The sequence below is a fragment of the Massilia sp. Root351 genome, assembly GCF_001425045.1.
In the GTDB taxonomy this organism is placed as follows: Bacteria; Pseudomonadota; Gammaproteobacteria; order Burkholderiales; family Burkholderiaceae_D; genus Rugamonas.
In genome coordinates this window covers 79,444-99,227 of sequence record NZ_LMDJ01000003.1, presented here as the reverse complement: position 1 = coordinate 99,227, position 19,784 = coordinate 79,444, and the positions used below count along the sequence as shown (strand labels likewise).

At 65.2% G+C, this 19,784-nt stretch carries 17 protein-coding genes; 12 read left to right on the top strand and 5 right to left on the bottom strand.

Going from position 1 to position 19,784, the window contains the following annotated elements; all coding sequences use genetic code 11:
• Positions 1 to 87: 87 nt before the first annotated feature.
• Together dinB and ASD15_RS06725 are read left to right on the top strand one after the other, a co-directional pair.
• The gene (dinB, locus tag ASD15_RS06730; RefSeq protein ID WP_057154061.1) at positions 88 to 1,254 is read left to right on the top strand and encodes a DNA polymerase IV; all 1,167 of its coding nucleotides are present in this window, start codon (positions 88 to 90) and stop codon (positions 1,252 to 1,254) included.
• Between the two features lie 58 nt (positions 1,255 to 1,312).
• Positions 1,313 to 2,209 (top strand): recombination-associated protein RdgC, encoded by an 897-nt coding sequence (locus ASD15_RS06725; protein ID WP_056399834.1) that lies wholly within the window; start codon positions 1,313 to 1,315, stop codon positions 2,207 to 2,209.
• A 31-nt stretch (positions 2,210 to 2,240) separates the two neighbouring features.
• Here ASD15_RS06725 and ASD15_RS06720 read toward each other — a convergent pair whose 3' ends face one another.
• Positions 2,241 to 3,776: a class I SAM-dependent methyltransferase gene (locus tag ASD15_RS06720; protein ID WP_057154059.1), complete on the bottom strand. Its 1,536-nt coding sequence runs from the start codon at positions 3,774 to 3,776 to the stop codon at positions 2,241 to 2,243.
• A gap of 34 nt (positions 3,777 to 3,810) precedes the next feature.
• Positions 3,811 to 4,296 (bottom strand): asparaginase domain-containing protein, encoded by a 486-nt coding sequence (locus ASD15_RS06715; RefSeq protein WP_057154057.1) that lies wholly within the window; start codon positions 4,294 to 4,296, stop codon positions 3,811 to 3,813.
• A 114-nt stretch (positions 4,297 to 4,410) separates the two neighbouring features.
• Between ASD15_RS06715 and ASD15_RS06710 the strand changes: the two genes are divergently transcribed.
• Positions 4,411 to 5,163, top strand: a complete 753-nt coding sequence (locus ASD15_RS06710; protein ID WP_057154056.1) for a hypothetical protein — start codon at positions 4,411 to 4,413, stop codon at positions 5,161 to 5,163.
• A 271-nt stretch (positions 5,164 to 5,434) separates the two neighbouring features.
• Here ASD15_RS06710 and ASD15_RS06705 read toward each other — a convergent pair whose 3' ends face one another.
• Positions 5,435 to 6,439: a D-2-hydroxyacid dehydrogenase family protein gene (locus tag ASD15_RS06705; protein WP_057154054.1), complete on the bottom strand. Its 1,005-nt coding sequence runs from the start codon at positions 6,437 to 6,439 to the stop codon at positions 5,435 to 5,437.
• 343 nt (positions 6,440 to 6,782) lie between these two features.
• Here ASD15_RS06705 and ASD15_RS06700 point away from each other — a divergent pair, with 343 nt between their 5' ends.
• The 3 genes from ASD15_RS06700 to ASD15_RS06690 all read left to right on the top strand — a co-directional run bounded on the left by ASD15_RS06700 (position 6,783) and on the right by ASD15_RS06690 (position 10,252).
• Positions 6,783 to 8,639: a phosphoenolpyruvate carboxykinase (GTP) gene (locus ASD15_RS06700; RefSeq protein WP_057154052.1), complete on the top strand. Its 1,857-nt coding sequence runs from the start codon at positions 6,783 to 6,785 to the stop codon at positions 8,637 to 8,639.
• A gap of 107 nt (positions 8,640 to 8,746) precedes the next feature.
• Positions 8,747 to 9,364 (top strand): TetR/AcrR family transcriptional regulator, encoded by a 618-nt coding sequence (locus ASD15_RS06695; RefSeq protein WP_057154049.1) that lies wholly within the window; start codon positions 8,747 to 8,749, stop codon positions 9,362 to 9,364.
• A gap of 210 nt (positions 9,365 to 9,574) precedes the next feature.
• On the top strand, positions 9,575 to 10,252 hold the full coding sequence (locus tag ASD15_RS06690; protein ID WP_082551636.1) for a 2-hydroxychromene-2-carboxylate isomerase: 678 nt from the start codon (positions 9,575 to 9,577) through the stop codon (positions 10,250 to 10,252).
• A gap of 10 nt (positions 10,253 to 10,262) precedes the next feature.
• Here the strand turns inward: ASD15_RS06690 and ASD15_RS06685 are convergent, their stop codons facing one another.
• Positions 10,263 to 11,696: an aldehyde dehydrogenase family protein gene (locus tag ASD15_RS06685; RefSeq protein ID WP_057154047.1), complete on the bottom strand. Its 1,434-nt coding sequence runs from the start codon at positions 11,694 to 11,696 to the stop codon at positions 10,263 to 10,265.
• 216 nt (positions 11,697 to 11,912) lie between these two features.
• Between ASD15_RS06685 and ASD15_RS06680 the strand changes: the two genes are divergently transcribed.
• From ASD15_RS06680 to ASD15_RS06655, 6 genes are all read left to right on the top strand, one after another.
• A complete protein-coding gene (locus ASD15_RS06680) occupies positions 11,913 to 13,712 on the top strand; it encodes a DUF885 family protein (RefSeq protein ID WP_229418091.1) in 1,800 nt (599 codons plus the stop codon).
• A 137-nt stretch (positions 13,713 to 13,849) separates the two neighbouring features.
• Positions 13,850 to 14,860, top strand: coding sequence for a GSCFA domain-containing protein (locus ASD15_RS06675; protein ID WP_057154043.1), 1,011 nt, complete (start codon positions 13,850 to 13,852; stop codon positions 14,858 to 14,860).
• 10 nt (positions 14,861 to 14,870) lie between these two features.
• Positions 14,871 to 15,239, top strand: a complete 369-nt coding sequence (locus ASD15_RS06670) for an HAD-IIIC family phosphatase (RefSeq protein ID WP_057154041.1) — start codon at positions 14,871 to 14,873, stop codon at positions 15,237 to 15,239.
• The gene (locus ASD15_RS06665; protein ID WP_057154040.1) at positions 15,236 to 16,816 is read left to right on the top strand and encodes a phosphotransferase; all 1,581 of its coding nucleotides are present in this window, start codon (positions 15,236 to 15,238) and stop codon (positions 16,814 to 16,816) included. The genes ASD15_RS06670 and ASD15_RS06665 overlap by 4 nt, the downstream gene beginning before the upstream one ends.
• Positions 16,813 to 17,544, top strand: a complete 732-nt coding sequence (locus ASD15_RS06660) for a glycosyltransferase family 2 protein (RefSeq protein ID WP_057154037.1) — start codon at positions 16,813 to 16,815, stop codon at positions 17,542 to 17,544. Before ASD15_RS06665 ends, ASD15_RS06660 begins: the two co-directional genes overlap by 4 nt.
• Positions 17,534 to 18,814 (top strand): WavE lipopolysaccharide synthesis family protein, encoded by a 1,281-nt coding sequence (locus ASD15_RS06655; RefSeq protein ID WP_057154036.1) that lies wholly within the window; start codon positions 17,534 to 17,536, stop codon positions 18,812 to 18,814. The genes ASD15_RS06660 and ASD15_RS06655 overlap by 11 nt, the downstream gene beginning before the upstream one ends.
• A gap of 12 nt (positions 18,815 to 18,826) precedes the next feature.
• Here the strand turns inward: ASD15_RS06655 and ASD15_RS06650 are convergent, their stop codons facing one another.
• Positions 18,827 to 19,780 (bottom strand): AraC family transcriptional regulator, encoded by a 954-nt coding sequence (locus tag ASD15_RS06650; protein ID WP_082551635.1) that lies wholly within the window; start codon positions 19,778 to 19,780, stop codon positions 18,827 to 18,829.
• Between the last annotated feature and the right edge of the window lie 4 nt (positions 19,781 to 19,784).

Here is a 19,784-nt window from a genome sequence, read left to right as displayed (position 1 = left end):
ACAAACCCGGCCGTCATGGCAATGGCGCTGGATACTGTATATAATTACAGTATTACAATCACCGTCCTTGCCCGTCCTGTCTCCGCCATGGCCGAAACGCGCCGCATTGCCCACCTCGACATGGATGCGTTCTACGCGTCCGTGGAGCTGCTGCGCTACCCGGAACTGCGCGGCCAGCCGGTGGTGATCGGCGGCGGCTCGCGCCACCAGCCGGTGCTGCTGCCGGACGGCAGCCGCAAGTTCTCCCGCCTGCGCGACTACGTGGGGCGGGGCGTGGTCACCACGTCCACCTACGAGGCGCGCGCGCTCGGCGTGTTCTCCGCCATGGGCACCATGAAAGCGGCCGCGCTGGCGCCGGACGCGGTGCTGCTGCCGACCGACTTCGATTCCTACCGCCGCCTGTCGCGCCTGTTCAAGGCCGCCGTGGCCGAGATCGCGCCCCATATCGAAGACCGCGGCATCGATGAAATCTACATCGACCTGAGCGAACATGAAGAGGAAACGCGCGCACTGGCGCTGCGCATCAAGCAGGCCGTCAAGGACGCCACCGGCCTGTCCTGCTCGATCGGCATCGCGCCCAACAAGCTGCTGGCCAAGATCTGCTCCGACCTGGAAAAGCCCAACGGCCTGACCGTCGTCTCGCACGACGACGTGCGCACCCGCATCTGGCCGCTGGCGGTGCGCAAGGTCAACGGCATCGGTCCCAAGGCGGACGCCCGGCTGGCCGCGCTCGGCATCGACACCGTGGGCCAGGTGGCCGCCGCCGACGACGCGCTGCTGCAGGAACATTTCGGCCTGAACTATGCCACCTGGCTCAAGCGCATCGCGCACGGGCTGGACGAGCGCGCCGTGGTCACCAGCCACGAGCCCAAGTCCATCAGCCGCGAAACCACCTTCGAGCGCGACCTGCACGCCAAGCACGACCGCGAGGCGCTGTCCGACATCTTCACCCGCCTGTGCCAGCGCCTGGGCGAAGACCTGGAACGCAAGCGTTACGTGGGCCGCACGGTGGGCATCAAGCTGCGCTATTCGGACTTCAGCCGGGTGACGCGCGACGTCACCCTGCCGGCGCCCACGGCCGACGCGGCCGCCATTCGGCGCGCCGCCGGCGAATGCCTGCGGCGGGTGCCGCTGGACCAGCGTCTGCGCCTGCTGGGCGTGAAAATCAGCGCCCTGTCCAGCATGGACGATCCGGGCCTGCTCCAATCCGCAACACGCCAGCCGCAGCAGGGCGATCTTTTCGCGGACCTGTAACGCACGCGTGTAAAATGTCGTTCCCCCAGAATTTAGTTGAACAAAGGCAAACTCAAATATGTGGTTCAAGAATCTGCAAATCTACCGTCTGCCCGCGCCCTGGGCATTTACTCCAGAACAACTCGAAGCAGCGCTGAGCACCAACGCGTTCTCGCCGGCCAGCAGCAATGAACTGCTGCGCCAGGGTTGGGACAAGCCGCGTCCGAACGGCGGCCTGGTGCACGTGGTCAACAACCAGATGCTGATCCTGCTGGGCACCGAGAAAAAGCTGCTGCCGGCCACCGTCATCAACCAGGTGGCCAAGGCCCGCGCGGCCGAGATGGAAGAAGCGCAAGGTTTCGCCCCCGGCAAGAAAGCCATGAAAGAACTGAAGGAACGCGTGGCCGACGAGCTGCTGCCGCGCGCCTTCTCGATCCGCGGCAACGTGTGGACCTGGATCGACCCGGTCAACGGCTGGCTGGTGGTCGATGCCGCCAGCCCGGCCAAGGCCGACGAAGTGATCAAGCTGCTGCTGAAAGCGGTAGACCGCATGCCGCTGGAAAGCCTGCGCGTGCAGCGCTCGCCGGTGGGGGTGATGACCGAATGGCTGCAGGCCGACGATTCGCCGGTGGGCTTCACGGTGGACATGGACACCGAGCTGCGCGCCACCGGCGAGAGCAAGGCCGCCGTGCGCTATGTGCGCCACACGCTGGAAGCGGACGAGGTGCGCCGCCACATCGCCGCCGGCAAGCAGTGCACGCGCCTGGCCATGACGTGGGAAAGCAAGATCTCCTTCACCTTGACCGAGTCGCTGGCGCTGAAAGGCATCAAGCCGCTGGACGTGCTGAAGGAAACCGAGTCCAGCACCCGCAACGACGACGAGCGCTTCGACGGCGACTTCATGCTGATGACCGGCGAGCTGAGCAAGATGATGGCCGACGTGGTCGAAGCCCTGGGCGGCGAAGCGAAAGCCTGATGAAAAAAGACCCGCTGGCGCGGGTCTTTTTTTACGCGGCGATGCCGAGGGCGCGCATGACGGGCAGCGTATCCGCGACAAAAAGCTCCGCCAGGCGGCGCAGCTCGGCGCCTTGCTCGGCCGCTGATAGCACCTCGCCCTGTTTCTGCAGCAGCTGGTTCTGGCTTTTCAGCACACCCTCAACGAAGGCGCCCAGCTGCGCTGCACCGGTGTCGCCCTGCGCATAGGCAAGCAGGAACATCTGCGTGAAGCGGTCCATGCGGCAACCGCCGCCGGTGACCGGGGACGCCAGGTACAGCACCTCGGTGCCGGTCACGGCCATTTCGCACAGATAGCGGTTCAGGCGGTCGGTCTGCGGGCGCGCGCCGGCGATGGCGTGGTCGTCCTGCACGGCAAGCAGGGTGCCGTTGTTGGACAGGATCATCACCAGTTCGAGGAGCTGCTGCAGGGTCAGACCCCGTTCGCTCAGCGCGGCTTCGATCTCGCCCAGCGTGCGCGGCTGATGGTCGGCCAGCAATTCCAGCACCGGGCCGTATACTTTTTGGTCCAGCGCGGCTTCGCCCAGCAGGCCTGCCGTCTTCAGCACCACATCCTTGCGCGGCACCGCCAGCACGATTTTTTGCTGGCGCAGCAGCGCGTCGCGCGCGGCATTGCTCAGGCGGCGCGGACCGCGCACCCAGTAGTCGCGCCGGAACTGCTGGTTCATCATGAAGTCGCGCACCGTCTCGCGGAACGAGGGGTCCGGCAACTCCGCCAGCAACGCCTGTTGTTCGGCGGTCAGGTTCAGCGGGTCGATGTGTTCCAGGTAGTGCGCGGAGCAGGCAAAGGTCAGTTTTGCCTGTTGCAGCTGCTGCGCCGTGGCAGAGAACGACATCGGGGTCCAGTCGCGATTGAAGTACTCGTGCGCCACATAGCTGCGGTCCAGGCTCTTCAGCGTGGAGACGCGCTGGGCTACGGCCGGATTCTGCGCCAGGAAGCGCGGTTCCGTGGCGAACAGGCGCTGCGCAAAATCGAGCGATTGGTCGATGCGATTCAGCACACCCTTGCCCGGCACGCCCATCACCTGGCAGTGTTCGGCGAGCAGGTCGCGCATCGGCGCCATCGCTGCCCAGCCGGGCTGGGTGTTGTAGCTAACGTAGAGCACACCGCCCGGTTTCAGCTTGCGCTGCACAAACTCCACCAGGATCGCGCGGTTCTCCTCCGAAATCCAGCTCCAGATGCCATGCATGGCGATGAAGTCAAAGTCGGGCAGGTTGCTGCGGCTGCAGAATTGCGCGAAGGATTCGTCATGCAGTTGCGCGTGCGCGTCGGACGCGACCGCCATGTCCTGGGCAAAAGCGGCTTGCGACGGGTTGAAGTCGGTGCCGTGCCATTCGGTGACCGAGGCGGCAGCATGGACATTGATGCTCACGCCCTGGCCGAAGCCGAGTTCGCATGCCGCGCCCACTTCGGGGAAGGCCAGGCCGGCGTGCAAAAAGGCCAGCTTCAGGCGCAGGGGGTTCAGTTCAGGGTAGAGGCCAAAGGTATAGCCGATGTCGGCTACGTAGCCGGCGGACCAGTCAGACATTGCAGTTCCTGAGAATTGAGAAATGGCGCGTATTTTACAGAGGCTGGAAGACGCCGGCCGCACGGTTCTTCTGCACATTGTCCCAGCTGAAAATACGGCCGTTCATGGCGACGTACACGCCGGCCGGCAGGGTCTGTGCCACGCCGCAGGCGAAGCCCAGGTTGAACAGCGCGTCCGAGTTGGCGATTTCATAAGGAATCATGGCGCCGGTCAACACTATGGTCTGTTCCAGGCTGGCCGCGCCCAGCACGGCGGCGGTTTCCTTCATGGTGTCGGTGCCGTGCACGATGACGATGGCCTTCTCGGCGGCGGCGCGGCAGGCAGCCAGCACGCGTTCGCGGTCGGCGTCCTGCATGTCCAGCGAATCCAGCAGCGGCAACTGCTCCAGCGTGGCGCCCACCGTCATGCGCGACTGCGCAATGGCTTGCGGCAAGTGGCTGTCGGCGAAAGCCAACGTGCCGTTCAGTTCGTTGTAGTGCTTGTCGAAAGTGCCGCCGGTGGCAATGATGCGCAGGGTCATGATGGAATCCGTAAGAGAGTGGGGAAGAATGCGCGCATGATAACTTGATCGACACTCATCTGGAAACTTCGGCATACTCGGACTACACTGGTTTCTTTTGTTCGGCAGCCACCCATGAAAGTACTCGCACCCGGTACCGTTATTTTCCACCGCCATCGCGGCTATGGCGTGATCACGGCCGTCAATTTGCTGACCGGCTGGATCGCCGCGCGGTTCGGCAGCGAGTCGCGCACCCTGGACCTGAACCTGTCCACCGACGAAGTGCAGTTTGCCGACGGCGAAGCGATCCTGTTCCGGCGCGCGCCGCCGGACCGCATGCCGCACGCGCGGCTGATGGCCATGGTGCGCGAGCTGCACCGGGCCGGTTATCAAAAGCTGTACCTGTACTCCTGGCCCAAGCCGTCCGGCCTGCACTGGCGCTGGCACCTGTTTACCGGGCCACGCGACTGGATGCAGCGTTCCTGGCGCGAAGGATGGTACGGTTCCGGCGCCGACTACAACGTCAATCCGGTGATGGGCTGGGGCGACACGCCGGGCGCCAGCACCAACGAGCTGATTGGCGCGCTGGCCCGCTTCGACCCGCAAGGCCTGGCGCAGGCGCTGGGCCGGGACGAAGACCACGCGGCCTGGTTCGCCCACGTCTGCGACCATTTGCTTCCCGGCTACATGTACAGCCTGGACATGGCGCGTCCCGACGGCGGCCCGCTGACGGACATGCCGCCGGTGCCGGTGATCCCGGTACGCGCCACGCTGCCCCCGTACAGCGGCCCCGACCTGGCCTGGCCGCCTGGCTGGGCCGGCCTGTGGACCAAGGTCCACGCCCTGCCCGTCCCCCGCCCCAACCTCACCGGCATTCCCGAATCCTAAGCACTGTCAGCCTCCCCCTACAGGCAGCCTGAGCCGCATCCCCCCGACTTCGGGGTCAGACCCCGAAGTGGGGGGGATGCGGCTCAGTTCGTGTGGTGCAAACACCGGTCCGGCTGGCTGAACCGGCTCTGGACCAAATCTACGCCACGTTGCATCTGTCCCCGGTTCACGCGCTTCCCGAAACGCTGACAAGCGTCAGTCTTTCCCTACAGGCAGCCTGAGCCGCATTCGTCCAACTTCGGGGTCTGACCCCGAAGTGTGCAAATGCGGCTTAGCTTGCTTGGCGTGGATGGGTGGCGTAGCCGGGGTTGAGGATGGTCTTGCAGTTGCCGTTGGCGAAATCGACCAGGTTCTGGAAGGCGTGCCGGAAGTACAGCTCGTAGCTGTCTTTTTCGACGTAGCCGAGGTGGGGCGTGGCCAGCACGTTGGGCATGCGCAGCAGCACGTCGTCTTGCGGCAGCGGTTCGCTGGCGAACACATCCAGCGCGGCGGCGCCCGGCGCGCCCAGCTTGAGCGCCGCCTCCAGCGCACCGTCGGCCACCAGTTCGGCGCGGCTGGTGTTGACGAACAGCGCTCCCGGCTTCATGCGCGCCAGGTCTTCGGCCGTGACGATGCCGCGCGTGGCCTCGGCCAGCCGCAGGTGCAGGCTGAGCACGTCCGCTTCGGCAAACAATTGCTCGCGCGACGCCGCCGCCGCATAACCGTCTGCCAGCGCTGCGTCGCGGCTGGCTTGCCCGCCCCAGACGATCACTTTCATGCCGAAAGCCTTGCCGTAGCCGGCGATCAGTTTGCCGATCTTGCCATAGCTCCAGATCGCCAGCGTGCGGCCCTTGAGCACCGTGCCCACCGTGTTGTATTCCGGCAGGTTGGACACGGTCTGCCACAGCCCGGCCCGCAAATTGGCGGCATATGGCACGAGCTTGCGCTGGGCCGCCATGATCAGCGCCCACGTCAGCTCGGCCGGCGCGGTGGGCGAGCCCACGCCTTCGGCAATGGCAATGCCCAGCTCGGTGGCGGCGGCCACGTCGATGTGGCCGCTGACTTTCCCGGTCTGCGAGATCAGCTTCAGGTTCGGCAGCTTGGCCAGCAGCGCGCGCGAAAACTCGGTGCGCTCGCGTATCAGCACCAGCGCCTCGAACGGCGCCAGCCGCGCCGCGAGCTGGCCCACGCCGCGGCTGGAATTGTTGAATACTTTGACATCATGGCCGTCCAGCATACGGAAGCAGTCCAGGCTGCGGGCGGCGTCCTGGTAGTCGTCGAGAATTGCTATTTTCATAATTGTGCAAGTGATTTTGACAGGGTTTCGTAGCGAAATAACGGGTTTGATAATTTCCAGAATAGCTTACTACTTTACTCAACCAATTTTCCTACATTTTCGACTGAATCGCGGGGGGGCGGGTGTACAATCCCCAGCAATTTGGAGCCCGACAGTGGGTTCCCGCAATACGTTCCATCAGCGCCGTTACATAATTGGTGCTGCGCGCCCGGGTAGGGCGCACCGACATGACCGCCGTACCGCCGAAGCATTAAAGAATGCCTTTCCGAGCGCAAGCCACAAGCTGACGACGATCTGCCGTGCCGGGACAAGACAAGAATTCTTTATTGGCATTGGAGGTACTATGAATCAGCCCGTTATGACTGGCGTTGCAGCACTGAACGTCCCAGCTTACATCAAACACCAGAAACTCATCGACTGGGTGGCCGAAGTGGCCGCGCTGACCCGTCCTGCCCGCATCTACTGGTGCGACGGCTCGCAGGAAGAGTACGACCGCCTGTGCGGCGAAATGGTGGCCGCCGGCACGATGAAAAAGCTGAACCAGGCGCTGCGCCCGAATTCCTACCTGGCCTGCTCGGACCCCACCGACGTGGCGCGCGTGGAAGACCGCACCTTCATCTGCTCGAAAACCAAGGAAGAGGCCGGCCCGACCAACAACTGGATGGCCCCGGCTGAAATGCGCACCACCCTGAACGGCCTGTTCGACGGCTGCATGGCCGGCCGCACGCTGTACGTGGTGCCGTTCTCGATGGGGCCGCTGGGCTCGCCGATCGCCCACATCGGCGTCGAGCTGTCCGACTCGCCTTATGTCGCGGTCAACATGCGCATCATGACGCGCATGGGCAAAGCCGTGTACGACGTGCTGGGTACGGACGGCGACTTCGTGCCGGCCATCCACACCGTGGGCGCGCCGCTGGCCGAAGGCCAGCAGGACGTCGCGTGGCCCTGCAACGCCACCAAGTACATCGTGCATTTCCCGGAAACCCGCGAAATCTGGTCCTACGGCTCCGGCTACGGCGGCAACGCGCTGCTGGGCAAGAAGTGCTTCGCGCTGCGCATCGCCTCCAATATGGGCTTCCAGGAAGCGCAGTCCGGCAAGAGCGCCGGCTGGCTGGCTGAGCATATGCTGATCCTGGGCGTGGAATCGCCGGAAGGCAAGAAGCACTACGTCGCTGCCGCCTTCCCGTCGGCCTGTGGCAAGACCAACTTCGCCATGCTGATCCCGCCAGCGAGCTTCAACGGCTGGAAAGTGACCACCATCGGCGACGATATCGCCTGGATCAAGCCGGGCGCGGACGGCCGCCTGTACGCCATCAACCCGGAAGCGGGCTACTTCGGCGTGGCCCCCGGCACCAACACCAAGACCAACTCGAACTGCATGGCTTGCCTGGGCGAGAACACCATCTTCACCAACGTCGCGCTGACCGACGACGGCGACGTGTGGTGGGAAGGCCTGACCAAGGAAGCGCCTGCGCACCTGATCGACTGGCAGGGCAAGGACTGGACCCCGGCCTCCGGCACCAAGGCCGCCCATCCGAACGCGCGCTTTACCGTGGCCGCGACCCAGAACCCGGTCATCGACCCGGCCTGGGACGACCCGGCCGGCGTGCCGATCTCGGCCTTCATCTTCGGCGGCCGCCGCTCCACCACCGTGCCGCTGGTCACTGAAGCGCGCAACTGGGTGGAAGGCGTCTACATGGCAGCGACCATGGGTTCCGAAACCACCGCCGCCGCCGCCGGCCAGATGGGCGTGGTGCGCCGCGACCCGTTCGCCATGCTGCCGTTCATCGGCTACAACATGAGCGACTACTTCCAGCACTGGCTGAACCTGGGCCAGAAGGTCGGCGCCCACGCACCGAAGATCTACTGCGTGAACTGGTTCCGCACCGACGCCGACGGCAAGTTCGTCTGGCCCGGCTTCGGCGACAATATGCGCGTGCTGAAGTGGATGCTGGAACGCATCGACGGCCAGGCCAGCGGCGTGGAAAACGTGTTCGGCGTGACCCCGGAGTTCAAGGACCTGAACTGGGACGGCCTGAACTTCACGCAAGCGCAGTTCGACCAGATCACCTCGATCGACAAGAACGCCTGGACCGAAGAGCTGAAGCTGCACGCCGAGCTGTTCGAGAAGCTGGCCTATCACCTGCCGCAGGAACTGGTGGCCACCAAGGCTGAAATCGAGAAGCGCCTGGCCAACTAAGCAGGCAGCATCCCGTAACAATGGCGCGGCTCCGGACGCGCCATTTTTTTTGCCTGTTTTTTTACATTCGTCGTTTACATTTCGCACAGGTGTGCTAAAATTTGGGCATGAACACCCTGTCCTCCAAAAGCGAAGCCACTTACAGCGCCATCCTGGGCACCGCCTACCAGATGGCGGCGGCCGACGGCATCGGCAAGCTGTCGCTGGGCGAGGTGGCCAAGCGCACCGGCATCAGCAAGAGCGGCGTGTTTTCCCGCGTCGGCTCGCTGGAAGCGCTGCAGGGCGACGTGCTGGACGAGTACGACCGCCGCTTCGCCGAGGATGTCTTCATGCCTTCGCTCAAGCTGGCGCCCGGCCTGCCGCGCCTGGTGGCGCAGGTGGAGCGCTGGATTGCGCGCTGCCGCGACACCGGCCCCGGTTCCGGCTGCCTGTACACGGCGGGCGCCTTCGAGTTCGACGACCTGGACGGCGCGCTGCGCGACCGCCTGCAGCAGGGCGTGGAGCGCTGGCGCGCCTCGCTGCGCAAGACCGTGCGGCAGGCCATGGACCTGGGCCATCTGCGCCCCGATACCGACGCTGAACAGCTGGTGTTCGAAATTTACTGCCTGATCGTGGGCTTGCTGCACGATACCCGCTTCATGCGCGACCCGGCGGCGCCGGGCCGCATGATGCTGGCCTTCAGCCGCCTGATATCGACCTACAAAAGCTTCACCTACCAGGGATGACAGCCGCAGCCGACAACGCGGTGGCCGGCTGCGCCGCCGTTTTTTTTCAACTAGTTTCGCACACCTGTGCGAAAAAGGAGAGCATCATGACCAAAGCCCTGTTCCTCACCGTCGTCGCCTGCTGCCTGCTGTTCAGCCCGCGGCTGGTGGATGCGCTGCGCGCGCTGCCCGACAGCAACGACGAATTCGGCCTGTGCTGAGAGGGCCGCCATGGAACCGATAGATTTCTACTTCGACTTCGGCTCGCCCTACGGCTATTTCGCCGCCACCTGCATCGACGAGCTGGCGGCGCGCCACCGGCGCGCAGTGCGCTGGCATCCCATCATGATGGCGGCGGTGTTCGAGACCACCGGCGGCATGCCCTTGCCGATGGTGCCCATCAAGGGCAGCTACGTGCAGCACGATATGGACCGCACCGCGCGCCAGCACGGCATCGCCTACCGCCAGCCGGCCACCTTCCCGCAGCTGCTGCTGGGCGCGCCGCGCGCCATGCTGTGGCTACGCCAGGAATTCGGCGACGAACTGGCGGTGCGCTTTGCCAAACGCTGCCTGCAAGCCTACTTCGCCGACCGCGTGGACGTGGCGGACGACGAGGTGCTGGGCGGTATCGCCGCGGGCCTGGGCGTGCCTGCCCGGGCCATGCTGGCGGCGATCCGCTCGCGCGAGGTGAAGGAATTGCTGAAGCAGGAAACCGCCGCCGCCATGGCGCGCGGCGTGTTCGGTTCGCCCTTCGTCATCGCCGACAAGGAGCCGTTCTGGGGCTTCGACCGCTTCGGCCAGCTGGAAGCGTGGCTGGCCGGCGGCGGCGTGTCGTGGAGCTACTGGGCGCGCAAGCCGAAGATCGTCTCCAGCCTGGGCCACCGCAGCGCCCCGCGCACTGCGGCCTGACGGCCCATGGTCAGGCGTACTGCGCCGCCTCGCCCAGGATGGCTTTCGGTTCCAGGTAGGAGTCCAGCCCGTATGGGCCGAATTCGCGCCCGATGCCCGATTGCTTGAAGCCGCCGAACGGCGCAATCAGGTCGTCGTGCACACCGTTGATGTGCACCCGGCCCGCGACCAGCTGCGCCGCCACCCGGTTGGCGCGCGCCAGGTCGGTGGAGCTGACATAGGCTTGCAGGCCGTACGGCGTGTCGTTGGCCATGGCGATGGCCTGCTCCTCGGTGTCGTAGGCGAGGATGGACAGCACCGGGCCGAAGATCTCCTCGCGCGCAATCGTCATCTCCGGCGTCACGCCGGCGAACACGGTCGGCTTGACGAACCAGCCTTGTTCCAGGCCGGCGGGCCGGCCCGAACCGCCCGTGAGCAGCTCGGCGCCTTCTTCGATGCCGGTGCGGATATAGTGCTGCACCCGCTCCCACTGTTTGCGCGTGACCATCGGCCCCAGGCTCACGCCGGGGTCGCGCGGATCGCCTACCACCACCGCTTCGGCGGCGGCGATGGCAAGCTGCCGCACCTGTTCCAGCCTGCTGGCGGGCACCAGCAGGCGCGAACCGGCGATGCAAGCCTGGCCGTTGTTCATATAGCAGGCCTGGATCGCCATCGGCACGGCTTTCTCGAAGTCGGCGTCGTCCAGCAGCAGGTTGGCGCTTTTGCCGCCCAGCTCCAGCGTTACGCGCTTCATGGTGTCGACTGCGGTGCGCGCGATGGTCTTGCCCACCAGCGTGGAGCCGGTAAAGGAAATCTTGTTGATGTCCGGGTGCGCGCTGAGCTCCGCGCCCACTACATCGCCGCGCCCGTTGACGATGTTGAACACGCCCGCCGGCAGGCCGGCTTGGTGCAGGCACTCGGCCAGGATCTGCGTTTGCCATGCGCTCAGTTCACTGGGCTTGACCACCAGCGTGCAGCCGGCGGCAATCGCCGTGGCCAGCTTGTTGGCCACGAACCATGCGCTCGAGTTCCATGGCGTGATGATGCCCACCACGCCGACCGGCTCCAGCACCACTTTGGATTTGCCCACGGTCTTGCTGAAAGCGTGTGCTTCCATCACCTGCTTCACGTCCAGGAACATCTTGGCCGTGTACTGCGAGCGGCCGATGCTGCCGGCGTACGGGCCGCCGTATTCCTCCATCAGGGCGGCGGCCGCCTCGCCGGCGCGCGCCAGTACCGCGTCGTGCAGGCGCTGCAAATACATGCCGCGCTGCGCGATGCTGCTGCGGGAGAAGGAGGGGAATGCCGCCTTGGCGGCGGCGATGGCGCGCCGCGCGTCCTCTACGTCGCCCAGGCGGACCTGTCCGGCCAGCTGGCCGGTGGTGGGGTTGACCAGGTCCGCCAGCTCGGTGCCGTGCGGGGTGGTGAATTCGCCGTTGATGTAAATCTGGTCGATGATGCGCATGCTGTTCGCTCCTTGGGAATAACGTACAGCCATTCTAGAAAGCCGCAGCGGCGCGGGGCAGTGCCATTCCTGCCGCATCCTTGCCCGATCATGCACATCCGTGTATGCCGCGAATTTCGCAACCCATGCCTTTGTTTTAACGTTTCGTCACAATTGGTCCCCGCCGTGCGGCGCGCTCGCTTACAGTGCAGGCTCACCCTTTTTTCGTATGCCACCATGACAAAAATGACCCGCTTCGGCGCCGCCAGCGCGCTGCTGTTTTCCCTTATCCTCGGCCCGGTGCATGCCCAGGCGCCGGACCTGGAGGCGCGCCGTGCCGCGCTCAATAGCCTGATCAAGGAGCAGTGGGAGTACACCATGCGCAACAGCCCCGAATGGGCGTCGCTGCTGGGCGACAAGCGCTACAACGACAAGTGGTCCGACTTTTCGCAGGCCGGCATTGAAGCCGACACCAGGGCCACGCTGGAATTCCTGAAGCGTTTCGAGGCCATCGACAGCAGCGGTTTCCCGCTGCAGGAGAAGCTGAATCATGAGTTGATGCTGCGCCAGTTGCGGGAGAGTGCCGAAGCGGCGCGCTTCAAGGACTGGCAAATGCCGCTGGCGCAGAACTCCGGCGTGCATATCGACCTGCCGCAAATCGTCTCCGCGCTGCCGTTCGAAACCGTGAAGGACTACGAGGATTACATCCAGCGACTGCACACGCTGCCGGCGCTGTTCGAGCAGACCCGCGCGCAGATGGAGAACGGCGTGCGCGACGGCCTGATGCCGCCCAAGTTCCTGATCCCGAAAATCGTCAGGCAGTGCGAAACCGTGGCCGCGATGAAGGCCGGCGCCTCGCCCTTCGCCGAACCGCTGAAGAAGTTCCCGAAAGACTTCTCGGCTGCCGACAAGGCGCGCCTGAGCAAGGAGATCCTGGCGGCGATCCAGAAGGACGTGGCGCCTTCCTACCGCAAGCTGGCCGCGTACGTCAAGACCCGGTACCAGCCGCACGGCCGAACCGAAGTGGGCATGTGGTCCTTGCCGGACGGCGCCGCGCGCTACAGTTTCAAGGCCAAATCGTCCACCACCACCGAGATGCCGCCGGAAGAAATCCATCAGCTGGGGCTGAAGGAAGTGGCCCGCATTGAAGCGCAGATGCTGGGCGTGGCGCAGCAACTGGGCTTCAAGGATCTGAAGAGCTTCAACAAGGCCCTGGCCGCCAACCCCAAGCTGCACCCGAAATCGCGCCAGGAGATCGTGGACCTGTACCAGAAATACACGGACCAGATGTACGCCCAACTGCCGCAGCAGTTCGGCATTCTGCCCAAGGGCAAGGTGGAAATCCGCCAGGTGGAGCAATTCCGCGAGAAGGGCGAGGCCGCCGCGTCGTATCTTCAGGGTTCGCCGGACGGCAAGCGCGCCGGCCGCGTGATGGTCAACACCGGCGACTTCGCCAAGCGCTCCATCATCGGCATCGAGACCACGGCGCTGCACGAAGGCGTACCGGGCCACCACATGCAGATCGCCATCGCGCAGGAAATCGAGGCGCTGCCCAGCTTCCGCCAGCAGGGCAATTACACGGCGTATGCCGAGGGCTGGGCGCTGTATTCGGAACGCCTGGGCCAGGAACTGGGCTTCTTCAAGGATCCCTACAGCTACTACGGCCACTTGCAGGACGAAATGCTGCGCGCGATCCGCCTGGTGGTCGACACCGGCCTGCACTACAAGAAGTGGAGCCGCCAGCAGGTGGTGGACTTCTTCCATGACCATTCCGGCATCGAGGAAGTGGACGTGCAAAGCGAGACCGACCGCTACATCGTGTGGCCGGGCCAGGCGCTGGGCTACAAGATCGGGCAGCTGAAAATCCTGGCGCTGCGCGACTACGCGAAGCGGGAACTGGGCGCCCGCTTCGACATCCGCAAGTTCCACGACCAGGTGCTGGGCGCGGGCGCCTTGCCGATGGACGTGCTGGAGTCGCACATCAAGCAATGGGTGAGCGGGGAGCAGCAAGCTGCCAAGGTGGCAAGCCAGCCTTGATGCGGCGTTGATACAGGTCCGGCCCGCAGCGCCTGCGCCGCCGGCCGGACCGGCCGTTTCTGCAACGATCAATTGATCTGGTGAAAATTCGTTGCTATGATCTGGATGACCCCTCCCCCCTCCCGATCAGGCACACCATGAAGATCATCCCCGGCCCGGATGCATACGGCAATTTATTCCACGGCGTGAAGCAGCGTACCTTTCGCTATCCGTCCAAGGGCGAGGCCGGCTATCTCGACGGCGTCCTGCTGCCGAAACTGAACCCGAAATTCACCATCGCGCCTGGCGAGAAGATCTTCACGATCGGCTCGTGCTTCGCGCGCGAAATCGAAAGCCGCCTGGTGCAGCGCGGTTTCGACGTGCCGGTCAGTAAGTTCATGAACCCTGAAATGTTGAACGAATATAATGCGGGCACCATCCTGCAGCGCATTGAAAGCGTGTTCGGCATGTTCACTTACGACGACGGCATGGGCATCGAGGAGACCGAGAAGGGCTGTGTCGACCTGTTCCTGCACATCGCGCAGGCGCCGGTGCCGCTGGACATCCTGCTGCTGCGGCGGCGCATGATCGCCGAGGTGTACCAGGAACTGCTGGCCTCGCACACCGTGGTGATCACCCTGGGCCTGACCGAAACCTGGTTCGACACCAAGTACCAGTGCTATGTGAACAAGGCTCCGAGCCGCATGACGGTAAACCGCGAGCCCGAGCGCTTCCAGTTCCACCGCATGGACGTCGAGGACGTGACGGCGCGCATCTCCAATGCGCTCAGCCTGATCAGCAAGCACTCGCAGAAGAAAATCGTCCTGACGGTAAGCCCGATCCCGATCGAGGCCACCTTCTCGCAGTCCAACGCCATCGTGGCCAACTCCTATTCCAAGGCCGTGCTGCGCGTGGTGGCCGAGAAGATGAGCAACGACTTCAGCAACGTCGATTACTTCCCCAGTTTCGAAATGGCCACCTCGGCCGGCACGCGCTACTACCAGGACGACAATGTGCACGTGACCACCGAGCTGGTCGACATCATCACCAGACACATGCTGGCCAACTACGTGCCGTCGCAGGCCAGCGCCCCGGCGGCGGAAGGCGCGGTGACCCTGAACTACATCGACGGTGAGGCGCACAACCGCCTGATCGGCACGGTGCTCTGATGGCTGCGGCATGAAACGCATCATTATCGACCTTGACGATACCTTGTGCACCACGGTGGAAGGGGACTACCGCAATTCCCAGCCGGTGCCGGAAGTGATCGAGCGCCTGCGCTGGTACCACGCGCAGGGTTTTGAAATCGCCATCAACACCAGCCGCAACATGCGCACCTACGCCGGTTCGCTGGGCAAGATCAACGCCAACACGCTGCCGCTGATTATCGACTGGCTGGCCCGCCACGAGGTGCCCTACGATGAAATCTACGTGGCCAAGCCGTGGTGCGGCCACGACGGCTTTTACGTGGACGACCGCGCCGTGCGGCCGGACGAATTCGCCAAGCTGGACTACGAACAGTTGCTGAAGCTGATAGGCAAAGCATGATACTGGTGACAGCGGCCGCGTACGTGGGCCAGGAATTGCAGAGCGGCTTCGGCCGCGTGCCGCCGTGCATGCTGCCAGTCGGCAACCGCCCGATCCTGGAACTGCAGATCGAGGTGTTGCGCAGCAAGTTTCCGGACGAACGGCTGGTGCTGTCGCTGCCGGCCAATTTCCAGTGCGCCGCCGGCCATGCGCTGACGTTCGCGCGGCACCGCATCGAGACCATCGCCGTCAAGGAAGGCCTGACGCTGGCCGATTCGGTGCTGTACGTGATCAACGCCATGGCCGACGACAGCGGCGTGCTGCGCATCCTGCACGGCGACACGCTGATCTTCGACCTGCCCGACGGCGATGACGTGATCGCCACCGGCCGCACCCAGACCGACTATCCGTGGGAAATCGAGGGCGCCAACGCGCGCGAGGAAATCGTCTGGAGCGGCTATTTCTCGTTCTCCAGCGCGCGCCAGCTGTCGCGCTGCCTGGCGCTGTCGGGCGGCAATTTCGCGGCGGCGCTGCACAACTACGACGCCGGCTGCAAGCTGGCGCGCGCCGAGGTGACGCGCTGGCTGGACGTGGGCCACATCAACACCTTCTTCGCCGCGCGCGAACAGATGACCACCGAGCGCAGCTTCAACAGCATCACCATCGCCGACGGCTGCGTGCGCAAGACCGGCGAGAACCAGCGCAAGATACGCGGCGAGATCAACTGGCTGCGCACCGTGCCGCGCATGATCAAGCTGCGCACGCCGCAGCTGGTGGAGGCGGGCGACGACGAGCACGGCCAGCCCTACTACATCACCGAATACATGCATCTGGTGCCGCTGAACGAGCTGTTCGTGCACAGCCGGCATTCCGTGATTTTCTGGAACAGCATCTACGGCCATTGCGAAAAATTCTTCGCCGAGTGCCGCCGCGCCTTCGAGGTCTTGCCGCCGGACGTGCGCGCCGCCGAAGCGGCGCGGGTACAGGTGGAAGCGCAGCAGCTGCGCGTGGCCAAGACCGCGCAGCGCCTGCAGGAATTCTCAAGGCAGCGCGGCTTCGCGCTGGACCGGTCCTGGCATATCAACGGCAGCGAGCGCCCCAGCCTGTGGGCGCTGTTCGAACTGGCCAGCGCGCGCGCCGCGCAGCAGCCCTGCGTGCCCGGCGTGCTGCACGGCGACTTCTGCTTCAGCAACATCCTGTACGACAGCCGCGCCAACGCCATCAAGGTGATCGACCCGCGCGGCGTCACGCACGACGGCGCCTTGTCGATCTACGGCGACCTGGCCTACGATATCGCCAAGCTGAGCCACTCGGTGCTGGGGCTGTACGACTACATCATGGCCGGCCTGTATTCGGTGGAAGAGCAGGGCGCCTACCGGCTGGCGTTCTCCCTGCGCATCGACCCCTGGCTGCAGCCATTGCAGCAAGCCTTTGCCGCGCAAGTGTTCCTGGGCGGGCAGGTCACGCTGCGCGCCTGCCTGCCGCAGGTGATCCTGCTGTTCCTGTCGATGCTGCCGCTGCACGCCGACGACGAGCGGCGCCAGCTGGCGCTGATGGCCAATGCCTACCGCCTGTACGACGAGATGGAGTCCGCATGATAGTTATTCCCATGGTGGGCAAAAGCTCGCGTTTCTTCCAGGCCGGCTACACCCGTCCAAAATATGAATTGATGGTGCATGGCCGCAGCGTGTTCGCGCACGCGGTGGCCTCGTTCGAAGCCTATTTCGACAGCGAGTTCTTCCTGTTCCTGGTGCGCGGCGACTTCGGCGCCGAAGCCTTCGTGCGGCAGGAGCTGGCCAGCCTGGGCGTGCGCCGCTTCGAGCTGGTGGTGTTCGAGCAGGAGACGGCGGGCCAGGCCGACACGGTCTACCAGGGCTTGCAGCGCATGCGGGGCGCCGGCAGCGGCGGCGCGCTGACCATTTTCAATATCGACACCTTCCGGCCCGGCTTCACCATGCCGGCGCTCGATTGCGACGGCTACCTGGAAGTGTTCGAGGGCGAGGGCGAGCACTGGTCCTTCGTGCGGCCCGGCGCGGACGGCCGGGTGCTGGAAACCACCGAGAAGGTGCGCATCTCCAACCTGTGCAGCGACGGCCTGTACCAGTTCCGCGAGCGCAGCCTGTTCGAGCAGGCCTTCCGCCACGCCGCCAGCAACGACCTGCGCGTGCGCGCCGAATTCTATATCGCGCCGCTTTACAACTACCTGATCGCCGCCGGACGCGACATCCGCTACGTCACCGTGGGGGCCGGCGAGATCGTCTTCTGCGGCACGCCGGACGAGTACCTGGCGGCCGTCAAACACGGAAACACCAGCCATGCAAATTGATCGCCAGCGCCCGGTCAGCGTCGTCTTCACGGGACAGCTGCGGGAAAAGGAGCTGTTCGAGAAAAACCTCGGCACCTTGTCCGCACTGCCTTGCGTGCAGGAGCTGATCCTGTCGACCTGGCACCGCGACGCGCTCGAAAACGCGGCCTACCTGAAACAGCTGGAGCAGAAATACGGCCTGAAAGTGGTCACCGCAACCGACCCGGCGCTGCCCTTCGACCGCTTCAACGGCTTCCGCCAGTCGGTCAGCCTGCGGCGCGGCCTGGAGGCGGTCGGCAAGGCGGACTACGTGTTCAAGACCCGTACCGACTGCTATATCGACGGCGCCGCGCTGGCTTACCTGGCGCAGAAGGACATGGCCATCACCGACCCGCAGGCGCTGGCCATGGGCATCTTCCGCGAGAAGGTGTCGGTGGTGAGCGCTTCGGTGCTGGCGCCGTTCTATATCGACGACAAGCTGGTGTTCGGCCACATCGCCGACATGTTCAAGCTGTGCAGCATGGAGTTCAGCGAATTCAAGTACCCGTCGTCGGCCAAGTTTGGCCACTACATCCGCTTCTACCCGGCCTTCATGCGGGACTTCCCGCAGTTCCTGCCCTTCATCCGGCATGAAATCCTGGTCACCAGCAGCAACGAGGACTTCCGCGTCGCCACGCTGCCCAAGCTGCTGTCCTGCCGCGAGGTGGCGCTGCCGCTGCTGGTGTACTACCGCATCATGAGCGCCTTCTTCTGCCTGGACTGGGACGGCCACGCGCCGTGGTTCCGCGGCGAGACCGCCGCCCACCTGGATCCCGCCGGCGAAGTGGGCACCAATGCCGACCTGCAGTGCGCCAGCAACGCCTTCTTCGCGCTGGCGGCGCAGGGCCACGTCGCCAACGTCCACCTGGCCGGCGCGCTGCGCGAGGCAGCCAGCATGGCGCGCGCCGTGGGCGACCCGCGCCACATCGGCAACGGCATGGACCTGACCGGCTTCTGGGGCCGGGCCCTGGACGAGGCCAAGGTTTTCCTGCAGTACGAGGACCAGGTGGCGGGCGCGCGCCAGCTGATGCGCGAGCGCGAAGTGCAGGAAGCGTTCAAGAACCTGACCCGCTTGCTGCCCTGCGATCCCAGCAACAAGCATGTGCGCTACCTGATTGCCCTGTGCTTCCACGCGGTGGGCGACAACGACGGCGCCCGCATCTACCTGCATTCCTGCCTGGAACTGGGGGATGGCTACGACACGCCGGCCGGCAAGCTGCTGGCCGAGATCGAAGGGCTGCCGGCGGCGTGAGCCGGCGCTGCGCTACACTTCCGGGCGCAGCTTCTTGATGTCCCGCATCGGCGGCGCGCCGAACAGGCGCCGGTACTCGCGGCTGAACTGGGACGGGCTCTCGTAGCCCACCTGGTAGGCCGCCGTGGCGGCATCGGTATCGCCGTTGAGCAGCAGGGCGCGCGCCTGCTGCAGGCGCAGCTGCTTCTGGTACTGCATCGGCCCCATGGCGGTCACCGCCTTGAAGCGGTGGTGCAGGGTGGACACGCTCATATGGGTGGCCTGCGCCAGTTCCTCCACCAGCACCGGCTGGTTGTAGCGCTCCTTCAGCCACGCGATGGCCTTGCTGATGCCGCGGTCCTGCTGGTCCAGCACCACGTTCTGATACAGCTGGCGGCCGTGCGCGCCGGTCAGCAGGCGGTAGATGATTTCCCGCTTCAGGCCCACCGCCAGGAAGGCCGCTTCCCGCGGCGGCGCCTCGCCTTGGTGCGCTGCGTCGAGCAGCTCCAGCAGCCGGCACAAGGCTTCCTGCAACGCCGCATCGCACGCGCCGACAAAGGCGCCGCGCACCGGCTGGGCGCCGTCGTTCAGGTCCAGGCGCGCCTCCAGCACCACGGCGGCCAGTTCCGCCGGGTCGATCTCGATATTCAGCAACAGATAGGGCTGCTCCGGCGTGGCGCTGAGCACATGGCCGGCGGCCGGCAGGTCCACCGACACGGCCAGGTACTGGCCGGGCCCGTAGTCCAGCACATCGGTGGCCAGGTGCACGCGTTTGCGCCCTTGCAGGATCACGCAGCACGAGGGTTTGAGCACGCCGCGCGTGACGGGCGTGGGCTGCGATGAGCGCAGCAGCGACAGGAAGGGCACGGCGGTTTCCCGCCTGCCGTCGTGCGGCAGCAGCCGTCCGACGACGGCGGCCATGCGCGCCAGCCGGTCAGGCCGGGCCGGCAACCCAGCGGCGCTGCCGGGCGCTGCGTCCGCGTTCATGGCG